Source organism: Paraburkholderia sediminicola (genome assembly GCF_046026855.1).
In the GTDB taxonomy this organism is placed as follows: domain Bacteria; phylum Pseudomonadota; class Gammaproteobacteria; order Burkholderiales; family Burkholderiaceae; genus Paraburkholderia; species Paraburkholderia sediminicola_A.
This window is the reverse complement of sequence record NZ_JAQQET010000013.1, coordinates 1-18,091: the sequence shown is the minus strand read 5'-3', so window position 1 is coordinate 18,091 and position 18,091 is coordinate 1. Positions and strand designations below refer to the sequence as shown.

The following is an 18,091-nucleotide window of genomic DNA, read 5'->3' as shown; positions in this document are numbered from 1 at the left end:
TGGCGATGGCCGGCCTGATCGCGATGACGTGCTTCGCGCCGGTATCGGCGGATGCGCAAACGTCCCGCGCGCCGAAGCAACGCGCCAGGACGGCTGCGCCAGTCTATGTGTCCTACGTGACCCACGAAGGCGACACGTTGTATGAAATCGCCGGCCGCTATCTGCGCGACTCCGGCGACTGGGCCATGTTGAGCCGCCTGAATCATGTGCCCGCGCCACGCCGCATGCCGGCTGGAATCGCGCTGCGTCTGCCGGCCGACAGGCTCAGACAGGACGCTGAGTCGGCGCATGTGATCGCGACGAGCGGTCCGGCCGAGCACGCTTTCGGCACGAATCCTTACACGCCGCTCTCGGCGGGCACGACGCTCGGCGAGGGCGACCGCATCCGCACCGGCCATAACGGCTTCGTGACACTAGAGTTGCCGGACGGCTCGCACGTCACGGTGTCGCAGGACGGCCAGCTCGACATCGGCAAGCTGCGGCGCACCGTGCTGACCGGCGCGGGCGATCGCGTACTCGATCTGCAGCATGGCGAAGTGGAGAGCCAGGTCACGCACGCCACAAAAAAGGACGACCGCTTCCAGATCCGTTCTCCGTCGGTTGTAGCGGGCGTGCGCGGTACGCGCTTCAAGGTTGCTTACGACGGCGAAGAGCGAACCACGGCGGTGGAAGTGCTGGACGGCGCCGTTGGCGTCGACCCGGCAGCGGTCGGCGGCCAGGCCTCTGCGCCACCACCCGGCGTGCCGTTGCAGGCCTCGGCGCAACTCATCAAGGCAAGCTTTGGCAGTATTACGCGGGCGGGCAGCGCGATCGGCAGTCCGGTGGAGTTGCTGGCCGCGCCGTCGCTCACCGAACCGGCAAAAGTGCAGGACGGCAAAACCGTCGCTTTCGACCTCGTGCCGGCCGAGCGCGCTGTGGCCTATCGCGTGCAGATTGCACGCGACGCCGATCAGCTCGACCTGATCCGCGATCTGCGCGTGAGCGCGCCGCATGCGGACTTCGGCGATCTGGCCGACGGCACGTATTTCGTGCGCATCGCCGCGATCGACGCGAACGGGCTCGAAGGCCTGCCCCAGGTGTACGGTTTCGAGCGGCGCCAACTTGGGCTGGCCGCGTCGGCGGGGCCGCGCGCCGGCAGCCGCGACTACGAGTTCCGTTGGTTCGTCAGCCGCTCCACGGTCGAGACGCGCTTTCGCTTCGTGCTGGCCACGACCGCCGACCTGAGCCATCCGCTTGTCGATCGGACCGATCTGACGGGCGGCCAACTCGTGGTGAGCGACCTGCCGGGCGGGGTCTACTATTGGACGATCGTCGCCGAGCAGTTCGAAAATGGCCGTTTCTATGAGAAGAGCAGCGCGGTCCGCTCGTTTACGCTTGCACGCTGACGCTGGTAGATTCACGGTGCCGAGCCACCAAGCGGCCCGCTCCTTAGCTCTCGACCACGCCACGCCTTGCCGACCACACACACGCGCCTGAGCCTCGACCCGCGCGCCCGCCTCGGCCGGCGCGCGGGCCGCCGCTTCCTGCTCGAATGGGTGGCGATCGGCTGTCTCGGCATTGTGGTGATTCTGCTCAGTTCGCTCGGCCGGATGACCGCAAGCGTCGACCACCTCGTCTATGACCGCTTTCTGAGCCTGCGCACGCCGCCGTTGCTGCACGACATCGTGGTGCTCGAAATCGACAATGCCAGCGTTGCGCAGCTCGGCCGCTGGCCGTGGCCGCGCAGCGTCCATGCCAGGTTGCTCGAACAGATTGCGAAGGCGAAGCCGGCCGCGGTGATCTACGACGTGCTCTTTACCGAAGCCAATCCGGAAGACGCCCAGCTCGCCCGTGCGATCGCCCTGAGTCCCACCTATCTGCCGATGCTGCTGACTCCGCCGGACAGCGCCGGTCAGCGCGTCGCGGTCGAACCGGTGGCGCCGCTCGCGCGTGCCGCGGCCGGACTTGGGCATATCAATCTCGAAGTCGACAGCGACGGCATTGTGCGCAGCGTCGCGCGGTTCGAAGGCGACGCGGATTCGCGCTGGCCGCAATTGATGGTGCCGGTCGCCCAGGCCGTCGAGCGTGGCGCGCTGCAATTGAACGGGCGGCCGCACAGGCAGCCTTCCGGCGACGCGGTGACGCAATCCAATGACAATGATGAGGGCGAAGACCGCTTCCTGATCCCCTTCGGCCTGAATGCGCAGAACTACACGAAACTGAGTTTCGCCAGTGTGCTCGCGGGTGATGTCCCGGCGGACAAACTGCGCGGGCGTATCGTGCTGATTGGCGTGACTGCGTCCGGCTTGTACGATCGCTTTGCTACACCGGTGTCCGGCGAGCTGGGGCCGCTGCCCGGTGTCTATATTCATGCGAACGTGCTCGATACGCTGCTGACCGGTCGCGAACTCGAACCCGCGGAGCCATGGGTGCTGTTCATCGCGTCGCTGGCGCCGCTTGCTGCGCTGCTCGCCGGTTTTCTGGTGCTGTCGCCACGCCGCTCGTTGCTGCTGACCGTGGCGTTGGGCGTGCTCGCCACGGCTGGCAGCGCGGCCTTGCTGTACGGCGCGCGGCTCTGGATGTCGCCGGTGCCGGCGATCTTCGGCTTGATCGTGGTGTATCCGATCTGGAACTGGCGGCGCCTCGAAATGACGATGGCCTATCTGCGCGAAGAGCTGCAACGGCTGGCCGACGAGCCCCACCTCCTGCCGGAAACACCGCAGCGCCGCCGCGAGTTCGGCGGCGACGTGCTGGAGCAGCATATGGCGCTGATGGCGCAGGCCGCGCAGCGCGTGCAGGACATGAAGCGCTTCGTGTGGGACAGCCTCGACAGCATGCCCGAGCCGATCCTGGTGAGCGACGTGGAAGGCATCGTGCTGATCGCGAACCATGCGGCCAAGGCGCATTTCGCGCGCCTTGGCGCGCCGCTGCCGGAAGGCCGGCCGATGCGGGCGGTGCTGGGCGGCCTGACGCTGGTCAAGACGATTGACAGCGGCGCGCCGTCGGACGCCGAAAACAATCTGCTCGCGCATGCTCAGTGGCCCGCGCTGCTCGATCCCGCGCGCCGCGAGTTCGCCGCGCTGATGGCGCAGGGCGTGGAGGTGCGCGACGCCCACGAGCGCGATCATCTGCTGCGCTACGCGAATTGCACGAACGAGCAAGGTGAGACGACGGGCTGGATCGCGGGCCTGGTCGATGTATCGGCCCTGCATGCGGCGGAGCGCCAACGGGAAGACGCGTTGCGGCTGCTGTCGCACGATATGCGTTCGCCGCAGGCTTCGATTCTGGCGCTGGTGGAGATCGAGCGGGCGCGCAGCGAGCCGGTGCTCGCGCGTGGCCTGCTGGAGCGCATCGAGCGTTATGCGCAACGTGCGCTGACGCTTGCTGACGACTTCGTGCAACTCGCGCGTGCTGAATCGCAAACCTATATGCTCGAACCGGTGAGCATGACCGAACTGATGATCGACGCCAGCGACGAGGTTTGGCCACAGGCCCACGCCAAACGCATCACGCTGCAAACGAATACGGAAGACGAAGCCGACGCCGACGCCGGGGAGGAGGGCCACTGGATCTGCGCGGACCGTTCGCTGATGACGCGCGCGCTCGTCAACATTCTGAATAATGCGGTCAAGTACAGTCCGCCGGACACGCAGATCACGTGCAGCCTGAAGAGCATTGGCAGCCTTGCGCAGACGGGCGTGCCCGGCGCGGCAAAACGCGTGTCGTGCACGATTCTCGACGAAGGCTACGGTATTCCCATGGAGCAGCAGGCGGGTCTGTTCGAGCGCTTCCGGCGCTTTCACGAGACGGAGCGCCCGGAAGTGGGCGGCGCGGGATTGGGCATGGCGTTCGTCAAGACGGTCGTGACGCGCCATGGCGGCGACGTCGACGTGGTCAGTGCGCCTGGCAAGGGAACGGCGTTCACGATTTCCCTGCCGGCACTCGACGAGGCGCAGTCCGATGCCGCCGCAGCCGCGCGCTGACGACTTATGACTTATGAACACTCACCTTATTGAAGCGAGAAGCTGGTGAAAGCGATATTGATCTGTGCCGCGCTGGCCGCGGCGAGTCTGACCGGATGCGCGGGTTTGAGCGCCGACGTGCACACGGCGAATCCTTCGGCTGCGCTGCAGGGGGCGCGCACCTATACGATTTCGCGCATGCCGTCGCAGGATGCCAGTACCGATCATCCGCAATTTGAAACCATGCTGCGCGATGAGCTGGCGAAGAACGGTTTCATCGATACGGCGGGCAAGTCCGCGCATTATTTACTGTCGATTGCGTATGACACGCGGCCGGCCACGGTTGGCGTAAGCGTGAAGGATTGCGCGCCAGGCGCATGCGAACGCGCGCCCGAACCGCCGTTTGCGCTATTCGGCGGACGCGCTTATCAGCATTCGTTGACGCTGCGGTTTTTCGAGCAGTCGAGCGGACAGGAGGTCTACAGCGTGAACGCGGCCAGCAGCGATCGCGATGCTGATCCCCTGCATGCGATGCCGGCGCTCGTGAAAAGCGCCCTGGCAAAATTCCCTTTCGATGCGCCGCCCGACTGGCGCGTGAAACTGCGCACCGATCAGGCGAGCGGCATGCCGAATGTGGTTTCGGTTAAGCCGGTGCAGCCTTAAAACATCCGCGCTATTCCGGCGTTTTGCCGTCTTCCGGCCAGCGGTTTTCGAACACGCAATCGGCGAGCGGCATGCGGCTTGCCCAGCGCTCGGTTTCCAGCATCGGCTCGCTGTAGAACTGATCGACGTGGCCGAGACACAGGATCGCCACCGGCCGTGCGCCCTCGGGCATATGCAGCAGCGTACGGACCGTGTCGACGTCGAATAACGACACCCAGCCCATTCCCAAACCTTCCGCGCGCGCGGCGAGCCACATGTTCTGGATCGCGCACGCCACTGACGCAAGGTCCATCTCCGGCAAGGTGCGGCGTCCGAAGATGTGCCGCTCGCGGCCGTCCATCAGCGCCATCACCAGCAGTTCGCCGCAGTCCAGCATGCCTTCCACTTTCAGCTTCATGAATTCTTCGCGCCGCTTGCCGAGGGCGTCGGCGGTGGCGAGGCGTTCGCTTTCGACCGTCGCGTGCAACGCCGTGCGCAAAGCCGGATCGGTGATGCGCGCGATGCGCCAGGGTTGCATGAAGCCGACGCTCGGCGCGTGATGCGCCGCGTCGAGCAGGCGTTGCAACACGGCAGGGTCGACCGGCTCGCGCACGAAATGGCGCATGTCGCGCCGTTCGTAAATCGCGCGGTAGACGGCTTCGCGCTCGGAATCGTTAAAAGGCTTCGCCATGGAACAGGGCGGCCGTGAAGGCCGGGTTGGAGGGCCAATAAGCGTGCATATAGGTTGCCACAATCGATCCGGCGCGGAACACGTTCTCGCCGGGCGCATCGCCGTGCGGCCGGGTGGCTGAACGCAGCGGGGTGAGCGATGTCGTCAGTTTAGAGTAGTGGAAGGTGTGGCCGGTCATTGGACCATGCAGGCTGTCGATCTGTTGCATGCCGAGCGCGGTGAAGCGCGTTTGCATCGTTGCGTGGCCGGGCAGCAGGCCGAGCATCGGCGTTGTGGCGCCGCTCGTGTCGGTCAGCTGTTCAAGCAGATAGAGCATGCCGCCGCATTCGGCGACGACCGGTTTGCCCGCGGCCGCGTGCGCGCGAATCGTCGTGGCGCTTTGCGTGTTGCCTGCGAGCACTGCCGCATGGAGTTCGGGATAGCCGCCTGGGAGGTACAGGGCGTCGGCGCGCTCCGGCAGTGCTTCATCGGCGAGGGGTGAGAAATAGTCGATGTGCGCGCCGAGTGTCTCCAGCAGCGTGACGTTGGCCGGATAGATGAACGAGAACGCGGCATCGCGCGCTATCGCGACCCGCTTACCTTCCAGAAGGCGCGGCAGGGATTCCGGCGCGGGCGCCCCGAATTCGACCGGTGGCGGGAGTTCAGCCAATGCGGTTTGCGCGAGTGCATCGGCGGCGCGATCCAGGCGCGCTTCCAGGTCGTCGATCTCTGCGGCTTGATGCAGCCCGAGGTGGCGATCGGGCAACTGGATTTCGTCGTTGCCGGTGATGTGCCCACACCAGCGCAGGTTCGGCGGTAACGCCTCTTGGAGCATTTGCGCGTGCCTTGGCGAGCCGACGCGATTGGCGAGCACGCCGTAAAACGGCACTTGAGGTCTGAATTGCGCAAGGCCGAAGGCGACCGCGCCGAAGGTCTGCGCCATCGCTTTTGCTGAAATCACTGCGAGCACCGGCACGCCAAACGTGGTTGCCAGATCGGCGCTGCTCGGCGTGCCGTCGAACAGACCCATCACGCCTTCGATCAGGATCAGATCCACTTCAGCCGCCGCTTGCGCGAGCAGGTTTCGGCAGGCCGATTCGCCCACCATCCACAGATCGAGCGACAGTACCGGCGCGCCGCTGGCACGCGCCAGAATCATCGGATCGAGAAAGTCAGGGCCCGTCTTGAAGACGCGTACGCGTCGTCCGAGCCGTCGATGGTAGCGCGCCAGACCTGCGGTAATCGTGGTCTTGCCTTGGCCCGACGCGGGCGCGCTAATGAACAGGGCGGGGCATGCACCGAAGGAAGTGTCCTTGAAGGACGTTTCGAACGAAGCCCCCCGCCCCGAAGGAAGTCCCCTTGGGGGATTGGAGGACGCGGACATTGCTTAGAACTCCACGCCGCGCTGCGCTTTCACGCCTTGCTCGCGATACGGGTGCTTGACGATGCGCATTTCGGTGACGAGGTCGGCGGCTTCGATCAACGCGTCCGGCGCGTGGCGGCCGGTCACCACCACGTGCAGCATGTGAGCACGGGCGTTCAGGACCGACAGCACTTCGTCGAGCGGCAGGTATTCGTACTTCAGCACGGTGTTCAGTTCGTCGAGGATCACCATGTGATAGTCGCCGCTCTCGATCATGCGGCGCGCTTCGTCCCAGCCTTTGCGCGCGGTGGCGATGTCGGCGTCGCGATTCTGCGTGTTCCAGGTGTAGCCGTCGCCCATCGTGACGAAGTCGCAATTGGCGATCGCACCGAGGAAGTCGCGCTCCGAGGTATGCAACGCGCCTTTGATGAATTGCACGACGCCGAGGCGCATGCCATGCCCAAGCACGCGCACGGCCATACCAAACGCTGCCGTGGTTTTGCCTTTGCCGGTGCCGGTGTTGACGATCAGCAGACCTTTTTCGACGGTGGCGCTGGCCTGCTTTTTCTCGTGGCCTTCGCGCCGGCGCTCGGTCATGCGTTGATGCGATTCGGGGTCGGTCTTCATGAAAGGTCCTGTTTTTGGGTGTCGTTGTTTGTCGGTTCGCCGGCGGCGTGGGCGGTGGTTGAGGCTATCGCTACCGTGACGCCGTTGTGAATGGTTTTGCGCACGAGTAGCCGTGCGTTCGCGGCATTGGGTGTAATCGACGCAGGTGGGGCGATTGGGGCAGCCGATTCAGCCGATGCAACTGACGCAAATGTCGACGCATGGGCGGCGCCTGGTGCGCTGGCCGCCTCAGATTCGGCCGCTGCGGCGAGCAACGCGCACGGTTCGCAGACGCCGTCTATGCCCAGATGCTCGCGTGCAGCCGCCGACGGATCGTCCATGGCTATCGGCGCAATCTGCTCGCGGCTGAACAGCATCAGCGGCAGGGCATGACGTGCACAGAATTCGAGCAAGCCGGCTTCGTGGGCTTTGGTGTCGATCGAGGCAACCGTGCTGATTTCATCGAATGTGTGCGAGCCGAGTGTGGCGCGCACGGCCGCTTCAATTTGCTCAGCCGGGCTGTGCAGGCGGCAACCGATGCCGACAGTGAGCGTTTTCATTGCGCGTCCAACCCGCCCACCGTACTGGCATTCACAGCATCCCGCGCCAAAGCCAGCGAAGCCACTCCGCCGATCACCACGATCGCCGGCGATCCGAGTCCGGCACGCGAGACCGTATCCGCGAACTCGCCGAGCCGCGCGAGCACGTGCCGTTGCTCAGGACGCGTCGCCGATTCGATCGCCGCGGACGGCGTATCGGCGCTCATGCCGGCCGCGAGCAACGCGGCGGCAATATCGTTCAGGCGACGCATGCCCATGTAAATCACCAGCGTCATCCGCGTGGCGACGAGCGCGGCCCAGTCCGGCTCGCCACTGCCGGCGCCGTGTCCGGTGACGAACACCACGCCTTGCGCGTAATCGCGATGCGTCACAGGAATACCGATTGCCGCGGGCGCTGCAATCCCGGCGGTGATGCCGTTGATCACGTCCACGCTGATGCCTGCGGCATGCAGCGCCTGCTGTTCTTCGCCGCCGCGGCCGAACACGAACGGATCGCCCCCTTTCAAACGCGCGACGCTGCGCCCGGCCTGCACATGTTCGAGCATCTGCGCGACGATGCCGGCCTGCGGTGTCGACGGATGCCCGCCACGTTTGCCGACGTACACGATCTGCGCGTCGGCGCGCGCGAATTGCAGCACGTCGGGATTCACCAGATCGTCGACCAGCACCACGTCGGCTTGCGCCAGGGCGCGCGTTGCCTTGAGCGTCATCAGTTCGACGTCACCGGGGCCTGCGCCGATCAGCCAGGCGCGGCTCATCGCGGCGCGCATGGCGTGCGCCATGTCAAGACAAGCGGGAACGGATGAGACGCGAAGAGGCCCGGGGCGGCGGAAATTGAGGTCATGCGGTGCGACAGGGTACGCGCGACAAAAAACGCTGCTCGCCGCGTTTCCCACAGGAAAACGCCAACGGCCGCGCCACGTCGTGCTTCAGCGCCTTCACATCCGTCCCTCGCGGATTCCAGCGGCCGGCAGCGTGACGTTCACTGCCTCCGCGTCTGGCCGGTATCCGGGCTGACGGCCTCATGCGTTTTGCCTTCCCGTCCGGATTCGTCGGACAGTGGCATCAAAAACGCATGCGCGATGCGAAAGCACCGCAGGTCGCTTACCGTTGCGGGGACAGCACAGGTTGAGCGCAGCGAGCGCGGCCTGTTTCCCGTTTAACTGCACATGCGAGCGCATATGCGGGCACCAAACGCGCGCATACGATAGCACACGGCAGGCCGCGCCGGCACTGTGGAAAGGCCTTGCCGAAGCCCGCGTTTCCTTGACGGCACGGGGCGCTCGGCCTAAACTCGCACGCACTTTGGTGCTCGTGTGCGCGCTCGTGCGCATGCAGTTAAACGGGAAACAGGGTGCCCACCTGCAATGGACCGGGTCAACCTGTGCTGCCCCCGCAACGGTAAGCGAAAAGCGGTGCGCTCAAGAGCGCCGCGGAGCCGGCTTCGATGTCCACGCGCAAGGCCGCGTCGGCATATAACCACTGGGCGAGAAACCACTCGTCCGGGAAGGGGAAGCGGCGCTTTCGCCAGCCCGGATACCGGCCAGACTACGAAGAACGACCATCGCGGGGATGCGGTGGCGCGTTCATGACCTCATTCCCGTTTTCTGATTTTCGGTTGCCTCGGCAACGCCGTTGTTCGTCCCCGTGTTTTGTTATTGTTGTTGCCGGCAGGGCTTGAACCCCGTTCGCATGACCTATAAAGACAAAACGCCCCGGCGTGCACGAGCAGCTCCTACGGATGGACCTCACGATGCAAACTCAAATGCGCAAGATTCCCGTCACCATCGTCACGGGCTTTCTCGGCAGCGGCAAGACCACGCTGCTGCGGCACATTCTTCAGCATGCGGGCGGCAAGCGCATCGCGGTGATCGTCAACGAGTTCGGCGAACTCGGCATCGACGGGGAAATCCTCAAGGGTTGCGGCGTCGGCTGCGATGAAAACGGCGTCGAGACCGAAGGGCAACTGTACGAACTCGCGAACGGCTGCCTCTGCTGCACCGTGCAGGAAGAGTTTTTCCCGGTGATGGAAAAGCTGGTCGAGCGCCGCGAGCAGATTGATCACGTGCTGATCGAGACCTCCGGTCTCGCCTTGCCGAAGCCGCTGGTGCAGGCGTTCAACTGGCCGCAGATCAAGAATAGCTTCACCGTCGACGCGGTCGTCACCGTGGTTGACGGCCCGGCCGCAGCGAGCGGCCAGTTCGCCGACAACCCGATCGCCGTGGATGCGCAACGCAAGGCCGATCCGAATCTCGATCATGAATCGCCATTGCACGAATTGTTCGAAGATCAATTATCGGCGGCCGATCTGGTGATTCTGAACAAAACCGATTTGCTCGATGAAGCGCAGCAGGCTTCTGTCGAGGTCGTCATTCGCGAAGAAATTCCCCCGCAAGTGAAGATCGTGCGCGCGCAGATGGGTCAACTCGACATCCATACGCTGCTGGGTCTCGAAGCGGCGTCGGAAGAAACGATCCATCTGCGCCACGACCATCACGGTTCGGCCGAAGACGCCGATCACCACCACGACGAGTTCGATTCGGTGGTGGTGCACGCGAATGTTTCGTCGCGCGAAGCTGTGATCGCCGCGTTGCAGGGCCTTGTCGAAACGAACACGATTTACCGCGTGAAAGGGTTCGCGGCGTTGCCGGGCGCGGCGATGCGTCTGGTGATCCAGGGCGTGGGCCGTCGTTTCGATAGTTACTTCGACCGGCGCTGGCAAGCGGGTGAAACGGGCACAGAACAACAAAGCCGCTTTGTGCTGATCGGCGCAGACCTCGACCAGGCCGCGCTGCAAAAAGCATTCGACGCCGCGTTGGGCGCCGTAGCGAGCGCCCAGCCGCAACAGGCGTAACCGGTCATGCATCTGCTGCGCACTACGCCGGGCGGTTTTGTCGACGATACGCAAGGCGTGATCCGTATCGATCAGCAGCCCGCCGATATCGTGGTGCTCAGCTCCGCCGATACCACGCTGTCGCTGCTCGCAAGCGTGGTTCCTCGTCTGGGCAACGGTTTCCCGAGCGTGCGGCTCGCGAACGTCACGTATTTGCGGCAACCGGCTTCAGTCGATTTCTATGTCGAAGACGTGTTGCAGCATGCGCGTGTCGTGGTGGTCGATCACCTCGGCGGTGAGGCGTACTGGCCGTACGGAATCGAACAGGTGGTCGCGCTCGCCGAGCGCAAGCAGCAAACGCTCGCGATGTTCTCCGGCGATCTGCAGGAAGATCCGAACCTGCTCGCGCGCAGCACCGCCGGCGCCGATCTGTGTCATCAGTTATGGCGCTATCTGCGTGAAGGCGGGCCGCAGAATGCCGAGGCGTTCCTGCGCGCTATCGCGTACCGCTCGCTTGGCTGGGGGCACGAGCCTGCGCCGCCGCGCGCCTTGCCTGCCGCGACGCTCTATTATCCCGAACGCGATACCCCGACCATGGCCGACTGGCAGGCGCGCTGGGTTAAGGGCGCGCCGGTCGCTGCGATTCTGTTCTACAAGGCGCATCTGCAGGCGGCCAACACGGCCGTGTTCGATGCGCTGATTGCCGCGCTCGAAGCACAAGGCCTGAATCCGCTGCCGATCGCGATTACTTCGCTGAAAGATGCGATGAGCCGCGAAGTCGTGCAGCGGTTGTGTGCGCAACACGATGTCGCCTTGGTGCTGAATACGACGGCATTCGCCGCGTCTGCTATCGACGACCCCGAACCGCTTGCGCTCGCTGGCGACGCTCCGGTGATGCAGGTGATTCTGAGCGGCGGTAACCGCGAGGATTGGGTCAAGGACAATCAAGGCCTCAACTCGCGCGATATCGCCATGCATATCGCGTTGCCGGAAGTGGACGGCCGTATCATCACGCGGGCGATCAGTTTCAAGGGGCTCGCCTATCGTTGTCCGCACACCGAAGTCGATGTGGTCCGCTATCAACCGGACCTCGAACGCGTCGGCTTTCTGGCCGAGCTGAGCCGCCGCTGGTGCCGTCTGCGCACACTCGATAACGCGGACAAGAAACTCGCGCTGATTCTCGCCAATTATCCAATGAGCGAAGGGCGTATCGGCAATGGCGTGGGGCTCGATACGCCGGCCTCGGTGGTCGGCATTCTCTCCATGTTGCGCGACGAGGGGTACCGCCTCGCAGCATTGCCCGCCGACGGCGACGCCTTGCTGAAGGCGTTGACCGAAGGCGTGACCAACGATCCGGTCGTGCGTGATTTGCGGCCCGCATTGCAAAGCCTCGCGCTCGACGACTATCTGGTGAATTTCAATGCGTTACCCGCCGAAGCCCGCAATGCGCTGAACGCGCGCTGGGGATCGCCCGAACAGGATCCGACGTTGCGGCATGGCCGTTTCATGATCGCGGGCTGGCGCTGCAGGCAGGTGTTCGTCGGCATTCAGCCGTCGCGTTCGCGTGAGCAGGGCGATTACGCGAGCTATCACGACGCTGAACTCGTGCCGCCGCATGCGTATCTGGCGTTCTATTTCTGGCTGCGTCATCAGTTCGGCGTCGACGCCGTCGTGCATGTCGGCAAGCACGGCAATCTCGAATGGCTGCCCGGCAAGAGCGTCGCGTTGAGCGATTCATGCTGGCCCGATCTGATTCTCGGCCCGATGCCGCATCTGTATCCGTTCATCGTCAATGATCCGGGCGAGGGCAGCCAGGCGAAGCGTCGTGCGCAGGCCGTCATTATCGATCACCTGATGCCACCGCTTACGCGCGCCGAAACTTACGGGCCGTTGCAAGACCTCGAACGCCAGGTCGACGAATACTATGAAGCGCTGATGGTCGATCCGCGCCGTTCGAAGCTGTTGAGGCGCACCATTCTCGCGACCATCGTCGAGCATAAGCTGCATGACGAATTGAGTCTCGCGGAGCCGAACGGGCAGGACGCCGAGGACGCGCTGCTGACGCGCGTCGATGCATGGCTGTGCGAGTTGAAAGAGGCGCAGATTCGCGATGGTTTGCATACGTTCGGGCAATCGCCTGGCGGGGTGCAGCGGCGCGATACATTGTTGGCTTTAGGGCGCTTTCCGGTCGGTGATGGTCAAGGCAGCAAGGCTGGTTTGATCGACGCATTGGCGCGCGATCTGCAGATGGATCATCTGTTCGATCCGCTGTCGGTGGATTGGTCGGCGGCGTGGGACGGTCCACGTCCTGACGTGTTGCAACAGGTGAGCGACGCGCCGTGGCGGCACTGCGGCGATACACGCGAGCGTCTGGAGCTGCTGGCGGCCGAGATGTTGCGTGAAGTGTGTGGTGATGGAGCGTCCGACTTTGTGTCCGTGAGCGGCACCTTGCCTCAAGCGGAACGAGTGATCGAGCGACTGCGCAACGATGTACTGCCGCGGCTCGACGCCTGCGGTCCGCAGGAAATGCGGCATCTGAAGCGCGGGCTTGAAGGGCGTTTCGTGCCGCCGGGGCCGAGCGGTTCGCCTTCGCGTGGACGGCCCGATGTGCTGCCCACCGGTCGCAACTTCTATTCTGTCGATACGCGAGCAGTGCCGACTCAAGCGGCATGGTCGCTTGGTTTGAAATCCGCGCAGCAGTTGATCGAACGGCATCTGCAGGAAAAAGGCGATTACCCGCGTGCGATTGGCCTCTCGGTGTGGGGCACCGCGACCATGCGCACCGGTGGCGACGACATCGCTCAGGCGCTTGCTTTGCTCGGTGTGCGGCCGAAGTGGGCGCCAGGCAGTCATCGCGTGACTGACTTCGAGATCATGCCGATCGAGGTGTTCGACCGGCCGCGTATCGACGTCACTTTGCGCGTGTCCGGTTTTTTCCGCGATGCCTTTGCGAACGTGATGCATCTGTTCGACGCCGCCGTGCAGGCCGTGGCCGAACTCGACGAACCCGAAGACCTGAACCCGATTCGCACGCGCGTGCTGCGCGAACGCGACGCGCTGATTGCGCGCGGCATGGATGCCACCGAGGCGCGCAAGCGTGCCGGCTGGCGTGTCTTCAGCGCGCGGCCTGGCGCGTATGGTGCGGGTTTGCAGGATATGATCGACGCGCAGCAATGGCAAACCGACGCGGACCTTGCGACTGCCTATCAAGCGTGGGGCGGTTACGCCTACACGCAGAAAAGCGCCGGCGAAGAGGCTCACCACGCATTCGGCGCATGTCTCGCCGCGATGGATGTGGTGCTGCAGAATCAGGACAACCGCGAGCACGACCTGCTTGATTCGAACGATTACTACCAGTTTCAGGGCGGCATGGTCGCGGCAGTGCGGCATCTGGCGGGCAATCAGCCACAGGTCTATCACGCGGACCACAGCAACCCGGCCGCGCCACGCGTTCGCACGTTGCATGAAGAGATCGCGCGCGTGGTCCGCTCACGCGTGGTCAATCCTAAATGGCTTGATGGCGTGAAGCGCCACGGCTACAAGGGTGCCGCTGAAATCGCAGCGACGGTCGATTATCTCTACGGTTACGACGCGACCGCACGGGTGGTCGCCGATCATCAATATGCGCTCGTCACCGACGCCTATCTGAACGATGCCGATACGCGCGCGTTCTTGCAGCGGCACAATCCGCACGCCATGCATTCGATCTGCGAGCGTCTGCTCGAAGCGATGCAGCGCGGTCTGTGGCAAGCGCCCGGCGATTATCGCGCGCAAGTCGAACAACATCTGCTCGCGAGCGAGCAGCAGATCGAAGGAATGCAAACATGAACGCAGCGACCCAGCGGCCCGCTTTTCCCTTTGCCGCGCTGATCGGCCAGACACCATTGCAGCAGGCGCTCCTGCTCGCTGCAATCGACCCGGGTCTGGGCGGCGTGCTGGTGAGTGGGCCGCGCGGCACGGCGAAATCGACCGCGGCGCGCGCACTCGCTGAGTTGTTGCCGGAAGGGCAATTGGTGAATTTGCCGCTCGGCGCGAGTGAAGATCGTCTGATCGGCACGCTCGATATCGAAACCGTGTTGCGCGATGGCTCGGTGCGTTTTTCGCCGGGTTTGCTCGCGAAAGCGCATCGCGGCGTGCTGTATGTCGATGAAGTGAATCTGCTGCCTGATACGCTCGTCGATGCACTACTCGATGCAGCTGCCAGCGGTGTGAATACTGTCGAGCGCGATGGTGTTTCGCATAGTCACGATGCGAGCTTCGTGCTGATCGGCACGATGAATCCGGAAGAAGGCGAGTTGCGGCCGCAACTGATCGACCGCTTCGGTTTGATGGTCGAGTTGGAAAACTGTTTTGATCCGCAGGTGCGTCAGCAGATCGTTAGGGCGCGTCTCGCGTTCGATCTCGATCCGCGCGGTTTTCGTGCTGGATTCGCGCAGCAACAGGAAACGTATGTTCAACGGATTCGTGCGGCGCGTGAAGCGCTGCCGCAACTCGATTTCGACGACGCCGTGCATGCGCACGTTAGTGCGCTGTGCATCGACGCGGCAGTCGACGGCTTGCGTGCCGATCTGGTGATGTTGCGCGCGGCGCGGGCGTTGGCTGCCTTGGAGCAGGCGGTTGCGGTCACGACTGAGCATGTCGAGCGGGTCGCCGAGGCGGTGCTGATGCATCGGCGCCACGATCGCGAGACGCGGGCAGAGGGCGACGTACGCGGGAACGACGCGCCGCGGCAGGCCACTGACGATGCGAATGCCGCGTCTTCGCAGTCTTCGCACGATACAGCGCCAGGCGCGGCTGCCGACGATAGCGATTGGGGTTATTTACCACCGCAGCCCGCGGGCGTCGCGCAAGTCAAAGGCGTTATTCCGCTCAACGCAAAAAAACGCTGAGCCATCGGAAGGGTGCCGCCGCTGACTCGCGCAGCGGTTTTCGATGGCGGCAAGGTGCCGGTGCAGGTTCGCGTAGCCGTTTGCAAGGGACGCCGGGCAAGCGCATCGCATGGCTGCCGACGCTCACCGCAATGCGTCAGGACGCCTTGTGCGCCGAGCATCTGCGCTTCGTGCGTGAGGCGCCGCGGGGCGGTGTACTGCACTGCTTCGTGCTCGATTGTTCCGGTTCCATGCTTGGCGGGCAGCGCCTCGCACTCGCAAAGGGTTTGCTGAGCGCGTTGTTCGATCGCGCCAGTACGTCGCGCGCCGAGGCGGCGCTGGTGTGTTTTGGCGGTGCTGGCGCCGATCTACGTTTCGGTCCCGCTGTGCCGCGCTGGTGGAACGAGCGATGGCTAAGGCCGGTGGGTGGAGGTGGCGGGACGCCGCTCGCGTCCGGCGTGCGTCAGGCCGCGCAGGTGCTGGTGCGCAGCGCCCGACGCAAGCCCACGCAGCAGCGCTGGCTGTGGATCCTGACCGACGGCCGCAGCGGCCATCAGCCGGCGCGGCCGCTTCACGCGGACGAAGTGATATTCGTCGATTTTGAGCGGGAGGCGATTCGGCTGGGCCGTTGCAGGACGCTTGCCGACGCATGGGGCGCGGCGCTTTTTACACCGGAAGAACTGATTGCCTGAGCCGCACGCGCGCCATGCCGCGCGTTTTCGTGCGCTTATTTCAAACCGTTAGACCAGTATTGCACGTCGTCCTGGCGGTCGAATACGAAGACTTTCATCGCCATCTGCTGTGCTGCATCGAGTTGATCGAGTTCGAGACCGTGGATCGACGGCTCGCCCGGCGCGCTGCCTTTCTGCACGTTGCGGATGATTGCCGTGGTTTCGATCATGGTTTGCAGTTCCGCCGATTTGAGGCAGAAGGCGACGCGCAATCGTTCGCCGACTGCACCGAGCGTCCATGAGGCGCTCAGCGACATGCCGAGTGTGCTGATGCTGTTGGCCACGCCCAGACCTTCATATGAATCGCCAGTTTCGCCGATGCCGAAGCGCACCGCGAAGTGCGCGTGGACGCGGATCGACTTGCGTTCGCGCAGGCGGCGGATCACGCCGGGTTTCGATAGCACCACGTAGTCGAACGGGGCGCGGCAAACTGACTCGACCGTGCAGACGAAACGAAACACGGCGTGGCTCGCTATGGCGACGATCTCGATGTTTTCGCCGAGACGTAGTGGGAGGATGCGGCCATTTTGCAATGGCGGTGTCACGAAGAGCGCGTGGTTGGGCGCGAAGCCGATGATGCGGCATGGATGCATCGGAGCGCCGCTACCGAGTTGGGAGCGCACGCCTATTAATGCACCTATCGTCAGGTGCATGTCCTTTATTGTGAGTTTGCCGGTGGAGTGGTCGGGTTGGGGTTCTGGTTCTGGTTGCGTGGCCGCGTTCAGTAAGTCGCCGCGGTGCGGGTGGAAGTTGTCGAAGAGGAATTTGCGCTCGTCTGTGGTGGCCAGGATGGCGCCGCTGGCGAAGAGGAGTGTGCCGTCGGAGTCGGCGATTGGCCAGTCGAGGGGCGTGCCTGTTGGGACTGCTTCCAGAAGCAGGTGGGGTGATGGGGGGTCTGTTTGGGCGTTTGCCTGGGTGTCCGCTTGGGGCTCTGCTTGGGTCCCTACTGGGTTTTCCATGATCGGCGGATAAATGTGTGGCTGAATTACTTGTTTACGGCTGCGCCGGATGGGGGCTTTAGTGCTTTTGGTTTTTTTGTTTGTTTTGGTTTTTTTGTTTTTTGCTGGTTTTGTTTGCCCCTAGGGGTGGGGCTGTCCTTGATCTGGCTACTTTGGCCTTTCCTTGTTTTCTTCGCGGTCTATTAGCGTTCGCCCCTGTGCGGGGCAGGCACTTACTTTCTTTGCCGCCGCAAAGAAAGATAAGCAAAGAAAGCGGCTCACCCCGCTAATTCTTAAGCGGGTCCCCTAGCCTGGAGAGGGTAGTGGTGCATCTGGAATCTGTGCTCCCGCACATTCGGCGTGAGTGACAAGGGCGTCTTACTTCCGGCGGCGCTGCGCGCGCCGAAGCGTACTTCACAAAACCACTCTCCGCGTTCCTGCTTCCTGGTTGTTCTTGTTTGTCCTCGTTTTGTCTTCGTAGCTTGCGCGTAGTTTCTATTGCGCGTCCTCGATTCGCCCGTTCCCGCTGCTTCCTCTTCGTCCTTGTGTCCCCTTGGGGGCGTGCGTCTGAGTGTCCCCGTATCCCCGTATCCCCGTGTCCGGAGTGCTCCGAGTGCTCCGAGTGCTCCGAGTGCTCCGAGTGCTCCGAGAGTCCCGAGAGTCCCGAGAGTCCCGAGAGTCTCCAGTGTCTCCAGTGTCTCCAGTGTCTCCAGTGTCTCCAGTGTCTCCAGTGTCTCCAGTGTCTCCAGTGTCTCCAGTGGCGCGTGATCATTCAATCGAGTTAGCGTCTCTCGCTTGCAAAAAGATGCAATCACTGGTATTGCGTGAAGATTAACTCGGATAACTAAGTATTTTTTGCGATGCCCGGGCAAAGGCTGTTTCGGTGCTTCTCAACTTTTTGAAAATAATTGCACAAGAGGGATTGACGACGTGCCGACC

Annotated in this window: 13 protein-coding genes and 2 riboswitches; of the genes, 7 read left to right on the top strand and 6 right to left on the bottom strand. The window is 63.6% G+C overall.

Annotation, left to right across the window (positions count from 1 at the left end):
• Window positions 1–5 precede the first annotated feature (5 nt).
• From PQR40_RS15965 to PQR40_RS15955, 3 genes are all read left to right on the top strand, one after another.
• Entirely contained in the window at window positions 6–1,385 is a 1,380-nt protein-coding gene (locus PQR40_RS15965; protein WP_408236443.1) for a FecR domain-containing protein, read from the top strand.
• Window positions 1,386–1,451: 66 nt separating this feature from the next.
• On the top strand, window positions 1,452–3,962 hold the full coding sequence (locus tag PQR40_RS15960; RefSeq protein ID WP_408509373.1) for a CHASE2 domain-containing protein: 2,511 nt from the start codon (window positions 1,452–1,454) through the stop codon (window positions 3,960–3,962).
• A gap of 42 nt (window positions 3,963–4,004) precedes the next feature.
• Window positions 4,005–4,604: a DUF4136 domain-containing protein gene (locus PQR40_RS15955; protein WP_408394077.1), complete on the top strand. Its 600-nt coding sequence runs from the start codon at window positions 4,005–4,007 to the stop codon at window positions 4,602–4,604.
• 10 nt (window positions 4,605–4,614) lie between these two features.
• Here PQR40_RS15955 and bluB read toward each other — a convergent pair whose 3' ends face one another.
• From bluB to cobA, 5 genes are read right to left on the bottom strand one after another with little or no spacing between them, the layout of a single operon-like run.
• Window positions 4,615–5,274, bottom strand: coding sequence for a 5,6-dimethylbenzimidazole synthase (gene bluB / locus PQR40_RS15950; RefSeq protein ID WP_408394049.1), 660 nt, complete (start codon window positions 5,272–5,274; stop codon window positions 4,615–4,617).
• Entirely contained in the window at window positions 5,258–6,637 is a 1,380-nt protein-coding gene (locus PQR40_RS15945) for a cobyrinic acid a,c-diamide synthase CobB (protein ID WP_408509372.1), read from the bottom strand. The genes bluB and PQR40_RS15945 overlap by 17 nt, the downstream gene beginning before the upstream one ends.
• Window positions 6,638–6,640: 3 nt before the next feature.
• The gene (gene cobO, locus PQR40_RS15940) at window positions 6,641–7,243 is read right to left on the bottom strand and encodes a cob(I)yrinic acid a,c-diamide adenosyltransferase (RefSeq protein WP_408236416.1); all 603 of its coding nucleotides are present in this window, start codon (window positions 7,241–7,243) and stop codon (window positions 6,641–6,643) included.
• Window positions 7,240–7,782 (bottom strand): cobalamin biosynthesis protein, encoded by a 543-nt coding sequence (locus PQR40_RS15935; protein ID WP_408509371.1) that lies wholly within the window; start codon window positions 7,780–7,782, stop codon window positions 7,240–7,242. The genes cobO and PQR40_RS15935 overlap by 4 nt, the downstream gene beginning before the upstream one ends.
• Window positions 7,779–8,540 (bottom strand): uroporphyrinogen-III C-methyltransferase, encoded by a 762-nt coding sequence (cobA, locus tag PQR40_RS15930; RefSeq protein ID WP_408394080.1) that lies wholly within the window; start codon window positions 8,538–8,540, stop codon window positions 7,779–7,781. The genes PQR40_RS15935 and cobA overlap by 4 nt, the downstream gene beginning before the upstream one ends.
• A gap of 224 nt (window positions 8,541–8,764) precedes the next feature.
• A riboswitch (cobalamin riboswitch) is annotated at window positions 8,765–8,992 on the bottom strand.
• 79 nt (window positions 8,993–9,071) lie between these two features.
• Window positions 9,072–9,344, top strand: a riboswitch (cobalamin riboswitch).
• Window positions 9,345–9,535: 191 nt separating this feature from the next.
• Here cobA and cobW point away from each other — a divergent pair.
• The 4 genes from cobW (at window position 9,536) to PQR40_RS15910 (ending at window position 16,175) form a co-directional block, all read left to right on the top strand.
• Entirely contained in the window at window positions 9,536–10,636 is a 1,101-nt protein-coding gene (gene cobW, locus PQR40_RS15925; protein ID WP_408509370.1) for a cobalamin biosynthesis protein CobW, read from the top strand.
• Window positions 10,637–10,642: 6 nt separating this feature from the next.
• Complete coding sequence (gene cobN, locus PQR40_RS15920; protein WP_408509369.1) at window positions 10,643–14,443, top strand: cobaltochelatase subunit CobN; 3,801 nt, start codon at window positions 10,643–10,645, stop codon at window positions 14,441–14,443.
• The gene (locus PQR40_RS15915) at window positions 14,440–15,504 is read left to right on the top strand and encodes a magnesium chelatase ATPase subunit I (RefSeq protein WP_408509368.1); all 1,065 of its coding nucleotides are present in this window, start codon (window positions 14,440–14,442) and stop codon (window positions 15,502–15,504) included. Before cobN ends, PQR40_RS15915 begins: the two co-directional genes overlap by 4 nt.
• A gap of 131 nt (window positions 15,505–15,635) precedes the next feature.
• Window positions 15,636–16,175 (top strand): vWA domain-containing protein, encoded by a 540-nt coding sequence (locus PQR40_RS15910; protein ID WP_408394083.1) that lies wholly within the window; start codon window positions 15,636–15,638, stop codon window positions 16,173–16,175.
• Window positions 16,176–16,210: 35 nt separating this feature from the next.
• Here the strand turns inward: PQR40_RS15910 and PQR40_RS15905 are convergent, their stop codons facing one another.
• Window positions 16,211–17,173, bottom strand: coding sequence for a flagellar brake protein (locus PQR40_RS15905; RefSeq protein WP_408509367.1), 963 nt, complete (start codon window positions 17,171–17,173; stop codon window positions 16,211–16,213).
• Window positions 17,174–18,091 lie beyond the last annotated feature (918 nt).

Bases quoted from the DNA above. Each gene is read 5' to 3' on its own strand.
- PQR40_RS15965 (WP_408236443.1), top strand. From the start codon at position 6: ATGGCCGGCCTGATCGCGATGACGTGCTTCGCGCCGGTATCGGCGGAT.
- bluB (WP_408394049.1), bottom strand. From the start codon at position 5,274: ATGGCGAAGCCTTTTAACGATTCCGAGCGCGAAGCCGTCTACCGCGCG.
- PQR40_RS15945 (WP_408509372.1), bottom strand. From the start codon at position 6,637: ATGTCCGCGTCCTCCAATCCCCCAAGGGGACTTCCTTCGGGGCGGGGG.
- cobO (WP_408236416.1), bottom strand. From the start codon at position 7,243: ATGAAGACCGACCCCGAATCGCATCAACGCATGACCGAGCGCCGGCGC.
- PQR40_RS15935 (WP_408509371.1), bottom strand. From the start codon at position 7,782: ATGAAAACGCTCACTGTCGGCATCGGTTGCCGCCTGCACAGCCCGGCT.
- cobA (WP_408394080.1), bottom strand. From the start codon at position 8,540: ATGAGCCGCGCCTGGCTGATCGGCGCAGGCCCCGGTGACGTCGAACTG.
- cobW (WP_408509370.1), top strand. From the start codon at position 9,536: ATGCAAACTCAAATGCGCAAGATTCCCGTCACCATCGTCACGGGCTTT.
- cobN (WP_408509369.1), top strand. From the start codon at position 10,643: ATGCATCTGCTGCGCACTACGCCGGGCGGTTTTGTCGACGATACGCAA.
- PQR40_RS15915 (WP_408509368.1), top strand. From the start codon at position 14,440: ATGAACGCAGCGACCCAGCGGCCCGCTTTTCCCTTTGCCGCGCTGATC.
- PQR40_RS15910 (WP_408394083.1), top strand. From the start codon at position 15,636: ATGCGTCAGGACGCCTTGTGCGCCGAGCATCTGCGCTTCGTGCGTGAG.
- PQR40_RS15905 (WP_408509367.1), bottom strand. From the start codon at position 17,173: ATGGAAAACCCAGTAGGGACCCAAGCAGAGCCCCAAGCGGACACCCAG.